Consider the following 16,105-nt stretch of genomic DNA (forward strand, 5'->3'; position numbering starts at 1 on the left):
GCGGCGTCATCCGGATGGTGCCTGTCATCGCCTTGTCACGACGGCATGGTAGCTACGCTGCCATGGGGAGCGACGCGATGAATGAAGACAATCCGGATCGCCGTTTCCGGGCTCTGTTCATCTCCGACGTCCATCTGGGTGCCGGCGGCTCTCAGGCCGACCAGTTGCTGGATTTTCTCAAGTATCACGATGCCGAGACGATCTATCTCGTCGGCGATATCGTTGATGGCTGGGCGCTGAAGTCGAGCTGGCACTGGCCGCAATCGCATAACGACTTCGTCCAGAAGATGCTGCGCAAGGCGCGCAAGGGCGCGACAGTTATCTACGTGCCCGGCAATCATGACGAATTCCTGCGGTCCTACTACGGAACGCACTTCGGCGGCATTGAGGTTGTCGAGAACGCGATCCACGAGGGCGCCGACGGGCGGCGCTATCTCGTTATCCATGGCGATATCTTCGATCTCGTGGTCCAGAACGCACGCTGGCTCGCCCACCTCGGCGACAAGGCCTATGACTTCGCGATCCGGATCAATCGCCTCGTCAACGCGTTCCGCCGCTCGTTCGGATTCCCATACTGGTCGCTGTCGCAATGGGCGAAATTCAAGGTCAAGAACGCGGTGAATTACATCGGTGCGTTCGAGCAGACGCTGGCTGGCGAGGCGCGTCGTCGCGGCGCCGATGGCGTCATCTGCGGTCACATCCACCACGCCACGATCCGCGACGAGCATGACATTCGCTACATGAACTGCGGCGACTGGGTGGAGAGTTGCACCGCACTGGCTGAGCACGAAGATGGCCGATTTGAGATCATCGCATGGACCGATCCGCTGCGGCGATCGTCGCCCGTTGTGCCGATGAGTGTGCGTGCCGCGTAAATGCGCATCCTGATCGCAACCGACGCGTGGCATCCGCAGATCAACGGCGTGGTGCGGACGCTGGCGATGACCGCCGCCGCGGCGAAGCCGCTTGGCGCCGACATCCATTTTCTCACCCCGCAGTCGTTCCGGACCGTTGCGCTGCCGGGCTATCCCGGGCTGCGCGTCGCGCTGCCGGCGCCCGGCAGGATCGCCGCGCTGATTGCAGAAGTCGATCCCGACAGCATTCACATCGCGACCGAAGGGCCGATAGGTCTTCTGGTGCGCCGCTATTGCCGCAAGCACGGGCGGCCCTTCACGACCAGCTTCCATACCCGCTTTCCGGACTACGTTTCGGCGCGGGCGCCGATTCCAGTTTCCTGGATATGGGCCGCGCTAGGTCGGTTTCATGGTGCCAGCAGGGCCGTCATGGCGGCAACCCCGGCGCTTGCGGGCGAATTGCGCCAGCGCGGCTTTCGCAATGTGGTGTTATGGCCGCGCGGAGTCGACGTCGGATTGTTTCATCCGCGCGCGACCGACCTCGGCCTGCCGCGCCCGATCTTCCTGTCGGTCGGACGCGTTGCGGTCGAGAAGAACCTCGATGCTTTTCTCGGCCTCGACCTTCCCGGGACCAAGGTTGTCGTCGGCGATGGACCGGCGCGCGCGGCTCTCGAGCGGACCTATCCGGATGCGGTCTTTCTCGGCGCGCGCACGGGCGAACAACTCGCGAAAACCTATGCCGCTGCTGACGTCTTTGTATTCCCGAGCCGCACCGATACCTTTGGTCTGGTTCTTCTTGAAGCGCTGGCGAGCGGCGTTCCGGTCGCGGCCTTTCCGGTGAGCGGCCCCCGCGACGTCATCGGAGACGCTGCGGTCGCCGCTTTGGACGACGATTTACGGTCGGCGTGCCTGGCGGCGCTGAAAATCGCGCCCGCGGCCTGCCTTGAGTTTGCCGCAAGCCTGACATGGGAGAAATCGGCTCGCGCCTTCGTTACCAATATCATCGAGGCTTGTGCGGCTGAGGCGAGATCGGCAAATACACACATTGCCGGTCCGCGTTTCATCGCCTGATCTGCGCAGGTCCGCGATGGGAGGCGGAGATCAGGAAAAGAACGCGATCTTTTCAGCTTGAGTCATGCGCCTGATCGGAGCCAGCGGATCGGAGCGAGTTGTGGCGCGCTGGACAATGCCGCTCGCCAGCAGGGATGCGCCGAGCGAAGGCGGCGCGGCAATCTCAGGCATCGATTCGGACACCCGATCAATGCGCGCATCGTCGCTGCCCGCGATTGGCTCGATAGCCAGCTCCGGTTCGGCAATCACCGGATCGCCAATACCGGGATAGTCCGTCTCGGGTTCGTCGAAATCGGGCGCGCCCATTTCGAGAGCGATCATGTCGAGCACGGCATCGTCGTGGGCCATGTCCTGTTCGTTCATCGCGTCGGCCGGCGGATGTCCGTTTGTCGTCATCGCTCCATCGATGGCATCGACCTGCGCTTCGTGTAGCGTGGTAGCTGCCGTTTCTGATTCAAAGACCGCAGCGTCGACGACTGCCTGCTTCGGCGCCGCGGTTTCCTCAGGCGAGGCGAGGGCTTCGTCGCCGGTTGCCGGGGGCGAGGACGCGGTTTCGGTCCGGGGCGGGGAAGCCGTCGCGGCCGGCGAGTCCGGTAGTTCGTCGAGCGTGGTCTCGATCAACCCGAACGCGGCATGCAGCGCCGCCGTGTCGTCTCTGGCGGCAAGCTGTGCATGAACTTTCTCGATCGCGCCGGCCTGCGAATCGAGAAGATCGCAAATCCGGCTATCGCCGCCGATCTCGCGCCACCGCCACGAGATTTCGCGAATGATGCGTACGCCCTTCTCGATCGGGGCGAGCGCATCGTCTCTGGTCCGTTTGTCGAATGCCGCGGCTGCGGCGGCTCTCGCTTCGGCGAGGCTGCTCCTGATCGCCGCGAGCGCCTTGGGCAATGCGTCGTCAGGCACTGCCTGCTGTTGAGCCGCGACGGTCTGCTCGATGCGTGCAACGGCATCGAGTACCATGGCGGTGTCGGCATTGCGGTTGCGCTTGGCGTACTCGGCAAGAAACCAGCGGCCTCGCGACGTCTCCATGAAGGCTTCGCGAATGGCGTCGAAGTCCGCCTCGCTGGGCGGTGCAGCGCGGGCGGAAATCGGCGACAGGGCAAAAGCTTCATCGGCCATGGCAGACTCATCGCGCAAATCATTACGCCTTATTGTAACGATCACCATGATCCGCCGCGAATCGCAATTGAATTGACGTCATCCGAATCAGAAATCCCCCGCGGATCAGCCCCAGAGCGCGGCGTCCGGCGGATAGACCGTGCTGCCGTCGTAGCGGAGACCGTCGTTACGGTCCTCGGCCAGCAACAGCGGACCATCGAGGTCGATGAAACGGGCCTGTTGTGCGATCAGCATGGCTGGCGCCATCGACAGCGAGGTCGCGACCATGCAGCCGACCATGATCTCGAAGCCCAGCACTTGCGCCGCGTCCGCCATGGCCAGCGCTTCGGTCAGGCCGCCGGTCTTGTCGAGCTTGATGTTGATGGCGTCGTAACGTTCGCGAAGGCCGTCGAGCGAGGCGCGGTCATGGACGCTTTCATCGGCGCAGACGGCGATGGGTCTGCGAATTCGCGCCAGCGCCTCGTCGTTGCCTGCGGGAAGGGGTTGTTCGACGAGCGTGACGCCTGCGGCTTCGCATGCCGCGAGATTCCGCTCCAGGTTGTGAGGTGTCCATGCCTCGTTGGCGTCGACGATCAGTTCGGATTCTCGAGCCTGTTTGCGCACGGCGGCGATGCGTTCGGGATCGCCATCGCCGCCGAGTTTGATCTTGAGGAGGGGCCGATGTGCGGCTTTGGCGGTCGCCGCGGCCATGACCTCAGGTGAACCGAGCGAGATCGTGTAGGCCGTGGAACGAGGGGCGGGTGCCGGGCGATCCAGCAACGTCCAGATCCGCCGGCCGCTGCATTTGGCCTCGAGATCGTACAGCGCGCAGTCCAGTGCATTGCGTGCCGCACCGGCCGGCATGGCGGACGCGAGGGATTGGCGATCCAGACCCGCTGCGAGGGGGGCCTGCATCGCAAGGAGGCTAGCGAGAACGCCCTCGGGAGTTTCCCCGTAACGGGCATATGGAACGCATTCTCCGCGCCCCGTGTGGCCGCCATGGCTTATCTCGGCGACGACCACGATGGCTTCGGTCTTCGCGCCGCGGCTGATCGTGAAACTGCCCGCGATCGGCCAGCGCTCGATCCGGCACCGCAGCGTGGTTGCGTCGTCCGACAACGTTTTCAAACTGGACAAGTCCGAATGCGGAGCCACGATCGGGAAGGATAACACCCCACGAGCCGGTGACGTCGTGTTATCGTGCCGCCTTCTGATAGCAGAGATTTGGCGTGGAGTTGATGTTGGCCGACGATCCCACACTGGAGCAGATAGCGCAAGGCGATGGTCTGGCGCTCTGTGCGGCCGGGCCCTGGACCGCTCGCTTCGCGCCGGCGCTCGAGCGGATCGTGGCGGATGCGGAAAAACTCGCCGGCAGCCGGCCCAATATCTTCATCGACGTGTCGCAAATCTCGAGACTCGACACTTTCGGTGCATGGCTGATCGAACGCCTGCGCCGCAGTCTGACCCAGGGCGGTGTCGAGGCGAAGATCGCAGGGCTTTCCCTGAACTATTCAAGCCTGGTCGACGAGGTTCGCCGCGTCCCGGCCGCCGATCCGGCGCCGGCGCGTCAGAGGGCGCTGACAGGTCTGATCGAGGATGTCGGGCGTAACGTTGTCGGATTCGGAACGACCCTGACGGGCCTGATCGGGATGCTGGGCGCGGTGCTGGCCGCCAGCGGCCGGGTCATGCGCCATCCGAGGTCGTTTCGCCTGACCTCGACTGTCCATCATCTCGAGCAGGTTTGCTGGCGCGCGGTTCCGATCGTTGTCCTCATCACCTTCCTGATCGGCTGCATCATCTCGCAGCAGGGCATCTTTCATTTCCGAAAATTCGGCGCGGATATTTTCGTTGTCGACATGCTCGGCGTTCTGGTGTTGCGGGAAATCGGCGTGCTGCTGGTTGCGATCATGGTGGCCGGCCGCTCCGGGAGTGCCTACACAGCCGAACTCGGCTCCATGAAAATGCGCGAGGAAATCGATGCGCTGCGCACCATGGGGTTCGATCCGATCGAGGTGTTGGTCCTGCCGCGGATGCTCGCGCTGGTGATAGCGCTGCCGATCCTGGCGTTTCTCGGCGCAATCGCGGCGCTCTACGGGGGCGGTCTGGTGGCGTGGCTTTACGGCGGCGTTCAGCCCGAGGCGTTTCTCATCCGGTTGCGCGACGCGATCTCGATCGATCACTTCGTCGTCGGCATGATCAAGGCACCGGTGATGGCGGCCGTGATCGGGATCGTTGCGTGTGTCGAGGGGCTTGCTGTGGAAGGCAGCGCGGAATCGCTCGGACAACGCACCACGTCGTCGGTCGTAAAAGGCATCTTCTTCGTTATCGTGATGGACGGCGTGTTTGCGATCTTCTTCGCGTCGATAGGCATGTAGCAATGGCCGGCGACGCATCCGATCCCATTGTCCGCGTTCGCGACATCTCCGTCCGGTTCGGCGCCACGAAGGTGCTGGACGGCTTGAGCCTGGACGTGAAGCGCGGCGAGATTCTCGGCTTCGTCGGTCCATCAGGGGCGGGCAAGTCGGTGCTGACGCGCACGATCATCGGGCTCGTGCCGAAGATCGGCGGCAGCATCGAGGTTTTCGGCGTCGATCTCCAGACTGCGGATCCGACGGCGCGGCGCGCGGTCGAACGCCGCTGGGGAGTGCTGTTTCAGCAGGGTGCGCTGTTTTCGTCGCTGAACGTCCGTCAGAACATCCAGTTCCCAGTGCGGGAATATCTCAACGTGTCGCAGCGGCTGCTCGACGAGATCACTATCGCCAAGCTCGGCATGGTCGGATTGCTGCCGGAGGTCGCGGACCGCTATCCATCCGAACTGTCGGGCGGAATGATCAAGCGGGTGGCGCTGGCGCGGGCGCTGGCGCTCGATCCGGAGCTGGTCTTCCTCGATGAGCCGACATCGGGCCTCGATCCGATCGGGGCGGGGGATTTCGACGACCTGGTGCGGACGCTGCAGCGCACTTTGGGGCTGACGGTTTTCATGGTAACCCACGATCTGGACAGCCTTCATACGGCTTGCGACCGCATCGCCGTTTTAGGGAACGGTAAGATCATTGCAGCAGGATCGATGGCCGACATGCTGGCCTCGCAGCATCCCTGGTTGAGAGCCTATTTTCACGGCAAGCGTGCCCGCGCCGTCGTGGGTTGAGCGGTATCGGAGCAGATTTGATGGAAACGCGGGCGAATTTCGTCCTGATCGGATCGTTCACGCTTGCAGTGATCGCGGCTGCCTTCGGTTTCGTTCTCTGGTTCCAGAACCTCCATTCCAGCAAGGCGCGCAGTCCGCTTCGTATCGTGTTTGAGGGCTCGGCTTCGGGCCTGCGCAACGGTGGCAGCGTGAATTTCAACGGCATCCGTGTCGGCGAGGTGGTGTCGGTCAAGCTTGACGATCCACGCCGCGTTGTTGCGCTGACGATGGTCGAAAACGCTGCTCCGATCCGGAAGGACACCCGGGTCGGGCTCGAATTCCAGGGATTGACCGGCGTTGCTGCGATTTCGCTGAAAGGCGGCGAGGTTGCGGCGTCGCCCGTGCCCCTCGATGGGGACGGTGTTCCGACTCTTACCGCCGATCCGGCCGGCTTGCGGGACGTGACCGAGTCGATCCGCGCGACATTGCAAAACGTCAATCGCGTCGTCGCCGAGAACGAGACCGCCGTGAAGAACACGTTGCGGAACGTCGAGACGTTTACGGCCTCGCTCGCCCACAACGCGGGGAAAATCGACGACCTGGTGCAAAAGTTCAACGAGGTGATGAGCAAGGCTGACGGCGTCATGACCAAGACGGATGAGCTGATGCTCGGCCTCAACGCCATCGCCGGCGGCAAGGACGGCGGCGAATTGCTTAAGACGGTGAAGTCGGTCCGCGAGTTCGCCGATGATTTCAACAAACGCTCAGGCGCGCTGATGGTCGACGGACGCCGCACTCTTGGCGACATCAGCCGGGCGGTCAATAATCTGGATCGTAATCCCACCCGTCTGCTGTTTGGCCCAAGCCTCGGCAGCAATACGCCGGCTCCGGCGACACCGGTGCGCCCTCCGAGGAGGCGATAAGAGCGCTGCGTGGCACGATCTTTGCGCCTGCCGCTCATCCCCGGGTGCCGGGCGCGCGATATCCGGGTGCGATCCGGTCTCTCGCTCGCCGTTAGAGCATAATCCCGAAAGGTGGAGACCGGTTTTCGGACAACATCATGCTCAATCAAATAAGGCTTAGAGTTTGATTCAAAGCAGTTGAATCAAACTCGAGAGCGCTTTCCGTTCTGATGGAATCAAAGCCGGGCTCCAGCTTTTTGTTTTGACGCGTTTTCTTGACGCGAGCCCGGTACCCATCCTCGGGTCAAGCCCGAGGACCTGCTTCGCTCCAAAACGCTCTAGCCAACAAAAACGGAGGCTTGCGCCTCCGTTCTTCGTAGCCGAATGAGGCGAGCGCTTATCCGAGCCGGCCCGCCGCATGCGCGAGCAAGGTATAGACCAGCCCGGTCTCCGACATCAGATGGTCGCGTATCACTGAGGGCTCCTGCTGCTCATCGCGCGCAACTTCGTCCAGCAGCCGCTCGAATTCGGCGATGTAGCGATCCGCCGTCTGCTTGAAAGCGCGGTCGGCACGGTATTTGCGGGCGACCTCGTCAAAGGCCTTCTGGCCGGCGGGCGTATAGAGACGCTTGCTGAACGCCTTACGTTCGCCGCGCTGATAGCGGTCCCACATCTCGCCGGCAAGGTTGCGGTCCATCAGACGGCTGATATCGAGCGACAGCGAGTCCAGCGGATTTGCGGCCGCAGCCTGGGGTGCCGGTCGTCCGCGCGGGATGTGGTCGTTGCCGTTGGTATCGGCACGGTTCAGCAAATCCGAGAGCCAGCCGTCGCCTCCATCGTCCCCACTTGCCGGGTTGACCGGCGGAGCCTCCGTGCGGCGGGATGACGGAATGCCGAGATCCGGCTGCGGCAGGTTCGACGCAGTGCCGCTGTCACGCGTACGCGACGCGGAGCGTGTCGTCGTCGCGCCGCGGCCACCGGCGGCGGCCATCATCGGCTCTTCCTCGCGCTGCGCGCCGGCCCGCCCGCTGCTGACGACGTCGAACCCGTGACCATGGCGTGCGACGATCCGGTTGAGTTCGGCAAGCGCTTCGATCTGATCGACGATCACCTTACGCATCTGGGCGGTACTCTCGGCCGCCTCCTGCGGCATCTCAAGTACGCCGCGACGAAGATCGTTGCGCGTCGCCTCCAGTTCCGTGTGCATTTCCGCAGACATCTGCTTCATGCCCTGAACCAGGGCCGCAAACTTGTCGGCGGACTGCTTGAGCATCGAGCCGGCTTCTTCAGTCGCACGCTGGCAAATTTCGCTCATGGATTCCGATGTCAGGCGGCGTTCTTCCTCGGTCGTCGCGCGAACGGCCTCGAACTGACGGCTGATCGCAGCCGATCCGGCGCCGGCGGTCTCGGCCACCACCCGCGCGATATCGCGTGCGCGCTCTTCGGCGGCAGCAAGCGATTCATCGAGCAGGCTCGTAAACCGTGTCAGTCGCTGATCGAAGTCGGTCGTCCGCAAGTCGATCGTCGTCACGAGCGAATCAAGCATGGACTTGCGTTCCTCGACCGACGATGTGGCGCTTTGGTTGCTTTGTTCGACCCGCGCTGCAGCCTCGATCAAAGTGTTTCCGTGAGCCTCAAACTGGCCGGACAGCGCATCCAGATCATCAAGAGCCTTGGAAGCCTTGGTGTTGAACACCGTCAATTGATCCTCGAGCGTCTGCGTCGCGAGGCCGTTTTGCGACGTGACATCCTTCATGGTCGATACGAAGTCGGCGACGCGCGTGACGAGCGCGCGCTCCAGCGAATTGAGATTTTCATGCGCGCCGGTGAGGACCTCCTGGAGAAGGATGTTGCCCTCGCGCAGCCGCTCGAACAGCGCGACCGTATCCGTGCGGAGGATCTTGCTGGTTTCCTGCATCTCGGTGACGGCAGAGATGGACGCCTGCCGAGACTGCTCGATGGCGGCGCGCGATGCCTGATCGAGATCCTTCAATGACTTGCTGATCGCGCCGGTCGCCAGTTCGCCCGCGTTGGTGATGGTGCGGACGACGTTGGAGCCATTCGAAACGATCGACTGCGAGAATGCCTGGCCTCTGACCTCGATCGACTTGAGGGCGTCGGTGGTAACGCGATCGATATCGGAGCTGAGCTGATCGGCCTTGCTGCCGAGAGCATCGACCAGAGCTCCGCGCTTGCTGTCGATCATCTGCGTGAGACGATCCGTCTGCTGCTGGACGTAATTGACGATTTCGTCCGTTTTACCGGTGATCACGGTGCCGAAGCTGCCGCTGGCGGCAAAGATCAAGCGCTCGGCGTCGGTCGACGCCGACTTGACCTTGGTGCTGACTTCGTTCGACGCGGAGACGAGGGAGGTCTGCGCGCTCTGCGCGCTCGCCTGAATGATCTCCGTGGTATTCGCTGCAGCCACGTGGAGGGAGCGCTCGATGTCCGAAGAGATCGCCTTGATCTGGCTGGCGGAATCAGCGGAGGCGGTGGTGAGCGTGCTCTGGGCCTCGCGTGCGCTGCCTATAATGGCGGCGGCGGTGTCGGCGCCCACCGCGATCAATGTTCGCTCGATGTCGCTGGCAAGCGATTTGACCTGACCTGCGGTCTCGGCCGAGGCGGTGGTGAGCGTGCTTTGGGCCTCGCGTGCACTGCCTATAATGGCGGCGGCGGTGTCGGCGCCCACCGCGATCAATGTTCGCTCGACGTCGTTTGCAAACGATTTGACCTGACTTGTGGCATCGGCCGAGGCGGTGGTGAGCGTACTTTGGGCTTCGCGTGCGCTGCCGAGAATGGCGGTGGCGGTGCTGGCGCTCGCCGCCGTCAATGTCTGCTCGATGTCGCTCGCAAGCGATTTGACGTGACCTGCGGCATCGGCCGAGGCGGTGGTGAGCGTACTTTGGGCTTCGCGTGCGCTGCCGAGAATGGCGGTGGCGGTGCTGGCGCTCGCCGCCGTCAATGTCTGCTCGATGTCGCTCGCAAGCGATTTGACGTGATCTGCGGCATTGGCCGAGGCGGTGGTGAGCGTGCTCTGGGCCTCGCGTGCGCTGTCGAGAATGGCGGCGGCGGTGTCGGCGCCCACCGTCGTCAATGTCCGCTCGATGTCGCCGGCAAGCGATTTGACCTGACTTGCGGTATCGGCCGAGGTGTTGACGAGCGTGGTCTGGGCCGTCCTCGCGCTCGACAGGACGGCGTCCGCGGTCGACGTGCCGACTGCGGACAGCATGCGTTCGACGTCGGACCCGACGGTCATGAGAGTCCGCTCGATGTCGCTCGCGAGCGATTTGACATGCGTCGCGGCATCCGAGGATGCGGCGACCAGCGTGGTCTGCGCTGCGCGCGCTCCGGCGAGAACTGAATCCGCCGTGTTGGCGCCGGCGGTGGACAGCGTCAGCTCGATATCCGCTGATAGGGATTTGACCTGGCTCGCGGTTTCGGCGGATGAGTTGACCAGCGTCGTCTGCGCATCGCGTGCGCTGTTGAGGATGGAGTTGGCGGCAGCGGTGCCGGCGGTGGTCAATGCGCGCTCGACCTCCGTTGACGTCAGTTGCAACTGGGCGCCCACTTCGGTCGAAACCGAAAGCAGGGACTGCTGGGCGGTACGCGCGCCGGTCTGAATGGTTTCGCTGGTATTGACCACCAGATTGATCAGCGAGCGTTCCGCGTCATCGACATGAGACTTGATGCCGAGCGAGAGCTCTTCGGCGCGCGCCAACAGTGTATCGCTGGCCTGCCGTCCGCTCGATTCAAAGCGGCCGGCCACGGCTTCGATCCGCGATCCGAGCAGATCCTCGAACTGGGCGACACGCGTTTCGATCGCGGTCGCGACAAAGCCGACGCGCTCGTCGAGGCCTTGATGGATCTCCTGGAATCGCGCCGTGATCGCATCCGCGAGGTAAGCGCTGCGACCGTCGATGGTTTCGGTCATCCCCGAGATGCGTCCGTCGATCGCCGCGACGGCCTGCGTTGCGCCTTCGGTCAGCGACGTTGCGAGGTGAGTGAGGCGGCTCTCGATCGAGCCGATCGCATGAGCGGCGCCATCGGACAGCGACGAGGTGAGCGTGCCGAGCCGGCTGTCGATGGTTTCCGCGACCGACTTTGCGCGCGAATCGAAGGTTTGCTCGAGTATTCTCAGGCGGCCATCGACGGACTCGTCAAACGACTTGATCTTGGCGTCAAACGAAGCGTCGAGATTGGTGACGCTCGACTGGAGCGAGGTTTCGAACTGCGCCAGACGCTGATCCAGCGCGGCGCTGATCTCGCCGCCGTTGGAGGTCAGCCGCGTATCGAAGGTATCGACATAGGTCTTCATGGTCTCGGCGATATCTTCGGTGCGCTGGCCGAGGCGATCGACGATCTCGCCGCCGAAAGTCTTCACCGTGCGATCGAACTCCGAGATGTGGCGGGTAATGAGCGTGCCGAGCGTGCCGCTGTCGCGTGCGAACTTCTCCGCAAGCTCGGCGCCCTGGTCCTTCACAAGTTGATCGAATGCGCTCATCTGGAGGCTGAGCGTATCGTGCGCGGTTTCGGTTCGAGTGACAACGTTGGCCACCAGCGTATTGACCGTGACGTCGAGCGCTTCGCTTGCTTTGTCGCCGCATGACAGAATCCGGGTTGCCAGCCGGTTGCCGGCCTCGTCGATCTTGTTGGCCAGGTCGCCGCCGCGGAGCTCGAGTTCCACCAGCAGGGAGTCGCTGGAATTTTTCAGGGAATCATGGACCTGTTCGGTGCGGTCGGAAATGCCGTCGACGATGGACGCCGACTTCTGCTCGAATTCGCCGGTAATTCGGTCGATCCGCTCGTTCAGCATGTCATGGACGCGGTCGGCCAACTCGACGAACTCGTCGTGGACGTGACCGGTCTTGAAATTGAGGCTGCTGTTCAGGCGCTCGCTGGCATCGAGCACGGCGCGCGTGGTCTCGGCGCTGGCTTCCTCAAGCCGGTCGAGCAAGTCGCCGCCCCGTTCGCCGAGCGCAAGGATCATGGTGTCGCCGGCATTGCTGAGTGCCGTTGTGATGTGCTCGCCGCGCTCTTCCAGCGCACCGGTGATGCCTTTTGCGACCTCGTCGACGCGCGAGGCGATGGCATCGCTGATCAGAGCAATGTCGTGTCGCAGGTCGATCTGGACACCCGAGATGGCGCTGCGGACCTGCTCGGCCTGGCCGACGAGGTTGTCGCGCTGAAGCGCGATATCCTGGAGCAATGCGCGGATCCGCACCTCGTTGTCGGAATAGGCACGTTCCAGCGCGGCGACCTCGTTGGCGACCAGGGTTTCCAACTCGCCGGCGCGAGCGATGGCGCGCTCGACGCCGTCGCCCATCGCGGCGACTTCGCGGCGGATCGCCTGTCCGACGGTCACCACCGAATCACTGGCCAGGCCCTCCGGCTCGGAGAACCGGATCGCCACCTGGGCCATCGACTGGGCGATCATGCGCAATTCCTGGCCGCGCCATGCCAGACTGGCCAAAAAGTAGAACAGCAGCACGGGAGCGAAAAACAGGGCAATCAGGCCGGCGAGGGCGAGCGTGCCGCCGCTGCCTTGACCCATCGCAGCTTGCAGCGAGGGCAGAAAGCTGATCGTCAGAAGGCCGGCACCGAGAATCCAGATGCCGGCGAAAAGCGAGGCGAGCGTATAGATATTGCGGGCGGGGCGGCCGTTCTGGATGGCCTGAAGGATTTGACCGATCGTTTCACGATCGTCGTTGGCAGGGCGCCGCGTAAAGCGCGGTCCTTCAGCGGCATCGAAGGCCGGCCGGTCTGCGGTGGAGCGGGCGTCAAATCCGTCCTCGCCATGGCTCGCAGCAGGCGGGACCGGCGGGGCGATGTCGTAACGAGCCGAAGTTTGGTCTGGATCTCCCGCAGACGCCTCGCCGACGTTCAGCGCCTCCTGGATGGCAGAAAGAGCGACCTCTGTCGGATCTTTAACCTTCTTGGGATTGTTCGCCATGTCAGTCCACGCCCTCGTGTTACGCAACCCGCAAGTTCGCGTCACCGCTGCAAGTCCGGTCGCCGACCCGAGCCCCAAGCCGGTTCCGGGCGTGGCCGCCGCCACCAGCCCGTCTTGTCGGTCACTTCCCCCAACATCTTATTGGCTTGGCGTCTCGAATGAAACGGTCGTGATTAATACAATCTTAATCATCGTTAACGGCCGACGGCACTAACCGCTTCGAGTTGTTTGAAATTATTGAGCGGACAGTCTGATTCGGCCGGAAAGCCGACGGAACCCGGGGTTCGTACGTGAAACGTTCTGTTAACCAGTTCCGTGATTGGCTCGGCGGGTTTCCGCTCGGCAGCCTCACCTCTGAAGCGGACTTTGGATCGCAGCAATGCCATATTCTCTTGAGCAGGTCGCCTGGATGCCGTCGCCACCGCTGATTCCGGACGATGGCCCGATCGATTTCGATCATCTCCGCCGCATGACGCTCGGCGATAACAGTCTCGAGCGCGAGGTTTTGGCGATGTTCGCGGGCCAGGCGGCCGAACTCGCCGCCGCGTTGGCGCAACTCTCGCCGGATGCCGCAACCCTGGCACACAAGCTAAAGGGCTCGGCGCGGGCGATCGGCGCGGTTCACGTCGCGGCCGCCGCCGCCGATCTGGAGACCGCGCTCCGCAACGGCGCCGATCCGACGGAGCCGCGGGAAGCGCTGAATCACACCATCAGCCGGGCCTGCAAGGCGATCGACGCGATCCTGCGCCGCTCCTGACATGCGCCCGGCGATCCCGGAAGGCTAGCCCGCCTTTTTGCGCCGACCGCTGGCGCTGGCCGGATCGTTTCGTTATAGGACAGCCGAACCTTCCTAATTATCAATTATCTGTTCGGCAGCACGGCACCCATGACCAAGATCAACTTTGTCGACCATTCCGGCGAAACCCGCACTGTTGACGTCGAGAACGGCGCGACCGTCATGGAAGCGGCGATCCGCAACGCCGTTCCGGGCATTGAGGCCGAATGCGGCGGCGCCTGCGCCTGCGCCACCTGTCACGTCTATATCGACGAAGCCTGGAGCGACAAGGTCGGCAAGCCGACGCCGATGGAAGAGGATATGCTCGACTTCGGCTACGACGTGCGGCCGAATTCACGGCTGTCGTGCCAGATCAAGGTGAGCGACGAACTCGACGGCCTTGTGGTCTCGACGCCGGAGCGGCAGGCTTAAATACCTAATCGTTTCGAACCGCGCGGCGCGCCATGATGCCGCATCTCGCGTGGCGCCGGGCGGAGACCGGGCGCATGCGGCATGGCAGGCAGATTATGGCTTTCCTCCAACCGCCCGGTTGGCTATAGCGTTTTCAAACGAAGCATGTCCTCGGGCTTGACCCGAGGATGGATGCCGGGTTCGCGTGAAGAAAACGCATCAAGAATATCCACGCAGCAGGGCACGGCCGACATTGCCTGGCCCAGCTTGAAGATTTCAACGGATTAAAGAAGCTGACATGAGCGAAGCGATCAAGACGGATGTGCTGATTATCGGTGCGGGCCCTTGCGGACTGTTCGCCGTGTTCGAACTGGGTCTGCTCGATATGAAGGTGCATCTCGTCGACATCCTCGACAAGATCGGCGGGCAGTGTGCCGAGCTTTATCCGGAAAAGCCGATCTACGACATTCCTGGCATTCCCTTCGTTACCGGTCAGGGCCTCACGGAGGCGCTGCTGGAGCAGATTAAGCCGTTCAATCCAAACTTCCATCTCAACGAGATGGTGGAAAGCATCGAGAAGATCGGCGATCCCGGATTCCGCGTTACCACCGACGCCGGAAAGGTTTTCGAATGCAAGATCGTTGTGGTCTCTGCCGGGGGCGGCTCGTTCCAGCCGAAGCGTCCGCCGGTGCCGGGCATCGAAGCTTATGAAAACACCTCGGTGTTCTACGCGGTGCGCAAGATGGAGCAGTTCCGCGACAGGGAGATTCTGATCGTCGGCGGCGGCGACTCGGCGCTCGACTGGACGCTCAACCTGCATCCGCTCGCGAAGCGCATCACGCTTCTGCACAGGCGCGACGATTTCCGTGCGGCGCCTCATAGCGTGGAGCAGATGCGCAAGTTGGTCGCCGACGGCAAGATGGATCTGAAGATCGGTCAGGTCACGGCGCTGGAGGGCGCGGACGGACAACTCTCCGGCGCGCAGGTGAAGGGCAGCGACAACGCGATGTCGACGGTCAGTTGCGATACCATGCTGCCATTCTTCGGGCTGACGATGAAGCTCGGACCCGTCGCGAACTGGGGTCTGCAACTCGAGAACAATCTTGTTCCGGTGGAGACCGCGTCGTTCGAAACCAACGTGCCCGGCATCTTCGCGATCGGCGACATCAACACCTATCCCGGCAAGCTGAAGCTGATCCTCTCCGGCTTCCACGAAGGCGCGCTGATGGCGCAGAAGGCGCATCGTTACGTCTATCCGGACAAGCGGCTGGTGTTCCAGTACACCACCTCGTCGTCGAGCCTGCAGAAAAAGCTCGGGGTGAATTAAGAGTGCAGTTTGACGGCGCATCGCCATCGTCTTCGTGGTTCTCATGATGCGTTATCATCTGCCTGTCATCGCTGGACTTGATCCGGCGATCCATTTGCTTCGAAAAATTTTTGCCAGATTCGATGGATGGCCGGGTCAAGCCCGGCCATGACGGGTGAGTCGTTGTTTCGGAAGCCGCGCTCGGTACAGACGCCCCGCGCGTTGAGTTTCGCGAAACGTGGGGCGTGATCAATTCCGACCTCACCATCGGTGTCGACGTTACCAAAGCTCGAGCGCTTCGAGCGAACGAAGGAGTCTGCTCGCCGGGTGTGAAGGCTCCATGGCTCGGGATTCATCGTGACTTCCCAGGAGGCCGAGCATCTTAGCCTCGGCAAACGGCCGGGGCTTGAGATGCATATCCGTGATTATCGGAATGGGCGCGACCTTACGACTCGGTCACGCAACGCGATGGTGATTGATTTGTTCGGGCTGACTTCCGAAGACGTTCGGGTCAAATTTCCTGAAATCTATCAGCATGTGAAGCTGGAGGTGAAGGAGAAGATCGAGATCAACAAAAAAGGCGAGTAGGAATTCGTCGGTCGTGATTG

At 62.8% G+C, this 16,105-nt stretch carries 13 protein-coding genes; 9 read left to right on the top strand and 4 right to left on the bottom strand.

Translation table 11 applies throughout. From position 1 onward, the window contains the following. The first annotated feature begins 77 nt into the window (after nucleotides 1-77). Nucleotides 78-875, top strand: a complete 798-nt coding sequence (locus tag NHAM_RS06690; protein WP_011509828.1) for a UDP-2,3-diacylglucosamine diphosphatase — start codon at nucleotides 78-80, stop codon at nucleotides 873-875. After that, nucleotides 876-1,925 (top strand): glycosyltransferase family 4 protein, encoded by a 1,050-nt coding sequence (locus tag NHAM_RS06695; RefSeq protein WP_011509829.1) that lies wholly within the window; start codon nucleotides 876-878, stop codon nucleotides 1,923-1,925. Between the two features lie 30 nt (nucleotides 1,926-1,955). Here NHAM_RS06695 and NHAM_RS06700 read toward each other — a convergent pair whose 3' ends face one another. Together NHAM_RS06700 and dgcA are read right to left on the bottom strand one after the other, a co-directional pair. Further along, complete coding sequence (locus tag NHAM_RS06700) at nucleotides 1,956-3,047, bottom strand: hypothetical protein (protein ID WP_041357795.1); 1,092 nt, start codon at nucleotides 3,045-3,047, stop codon at nucleotides 1,956-1,958. A gap of 105 nt (nucleotides 3,048-3,152) precedes the next feature. Further along, nucleotides 3,153-4,154 (bottom strand): N-acetyl-D-Glu racemase DgcA, encoded by a 1,002-nt coding sequence (gene dgcA / locus NHAM_RS06705; RefSeq protein ID WP_198137008.1) that lies wholly within the window; start codon nucleotides 4,152-4,154, stop codon nucleotides 3,153-3,155. A 113-nt stretch (nucleotides 4,155-4,267) separates the two neighbouring features. On the opposite strand from dgcA, the gene NHAM_RS06710 reads away from it, so the two are divergent. Genes NHAM_RS06710 through NHAM_RS06720 form a run of 3 tightly spaced genes read left to right on the top strand, consistent with a single transcriptional unit; the run spans nucleotide 4,268 to nucleotide 7,076 of the window. Then, a complete protein-coding gene (locus tag NHAM_RS06710) occupies nucleotides 4,268-5,401 on the top strand; it encodes an ABC transporter permease (RefSeq protein WP_011509832.1) in 1,134 nt (377 codons plus the stop codon). 2 nt (nucleotides 5,402-5,403) lie between these two features. Beyond that, nucleotides 5,404-6,174: an ABC transporter ATP-binding protein gene (locus NHAM_RS06715; RefSeq protein WP_011509833.1), complete on the top strand. Its 771-nt coding sequence runs from the start codon at nucleotides 5,404-5,406 to the stop codon at nucleotides 6,172-6,174. A 20-nt stretch (nucleotides 6,175-6,194) separates the two neighbouring features. Next, a complete protein-coding gene (locus NHAM_RS06720; RefSeq protein ID WP_011509834.1) occupies nucleotides 6,195-7,076 on the top strand; it encodes an MlaD family protein in 882 nt (293 codons plus the stop codon). A gap of 376 nt (nucleotides 7,077-7,452) precedes the next feature. Here NHAM_RS06720 and NHAM_RS06725 read toward each other — a convergent pair whose 3' ends face one another. Then, the gene (locus tag NHAM_RS06725) at nucleotides 7,453-13,005 is read right to left on the bottom strand and encodes a hypothetical protein (protein WP_011509835.1); all 5,553 of its coding nucleotides are present in this window, start codon (nucleotides 13,003-13,005) and stop codon (nucleotides 7,453-7,455) included. Between the two features lie 379 nt (nucleotides 13,006-13,384). On the opposite strand from NHAM_RS06725, the gene NHAM_RS06730 reads away from it, so the two are divergent. The 3 genes from NHAM_RS06730 (at nucleotide 13,385) to NHAM_RS06740 (ending at nucleotide 15,518) form a co-directional block, all read left to right on the top strand. Continuing rightward, complete coding sequence (locus NHAM_RS06730; protein WP_041357796.1) at nucleotides 13,385-13,762, top strand: Hpt domain-containing protein; 378 nt, start codon at nucleotides 13,385-13,387, stop codon at nucleotides 13,760-13,762. Nucleotides 13,763-13,891: 129 nt separating this feature from the next. Continuing rightward, on the top strand, nucleotides 13,892-14,212 hold the full coding sequence (locus NHAM_RS06735) for a 2Fe-2S iron-sulfur cluster-binding protein (protein WP_011509837.1): 321 nt from the start codon (nucleotides 13,892-13,894) through the stop codon (nucleotides 14,210-14,212). A gap of 277 nt (nucleotides 14,213-14,489) precedes the next feature. Continuing rightward, nucleotides 14,490-15,518: an NAD(P)/FAD-dependent oxidoreductase gene (locus tag NHAM_RS06740; RefSeq protein WP_011509838.1), complete on the top strand. Its 1,029-nt coding sequence runs from the start codon at nucleotides 14,490-14,492 to the stop codon at nucleotides 15,516-15,518. Nucleotides 15,519-15,583: 65 nt separating this feature from the next. Here the strand turns inward: NHAM_RS06740 and NHAM_RS27505 are convergent, their stop codons facing one another. Beyond that, entirely contained in the window at nucleotides 15,584-15,853 is a 270-nt protein-coding gene (locus NHAM_RS27505) for a hypothetical protein (protein ID WP_041357797.1), read from the bottom strand. A gap of 1 nt (nucleotide 15,854) precedes the next feature. Here NHAM_RS27505 and NHAM_RS06750 point away from each other — a divergent pair, with 1 nt between their 5' ends. Beyond that, the gene (locus tag NHAM_RS06750) at nucleotides 15,855-16,085 is read left to right on the top strand and encodes a hypothetical protein (RefSeq protein WP_041357798.1); all 231 of its coding nucleotides are present in this window, start codon (nucleotides 15,855-15,857) and stop codon (nucleotides 16,083-16,085) included. Nucleotides 16,086-16,105 lie beyond the last annotated feature (20 nt).

Source organism: Nitrobacter hamburgensis X14, assembly GCF_000013885.1.
In the GTDB taxonomy this organism is placed as follows: Bacteria; Pseudomonadota; Alphaproteobacteria; order Rhizobiales; family Xanthobacteraceae; genus Nitrobacter; species Nitrobacter hamburgensis.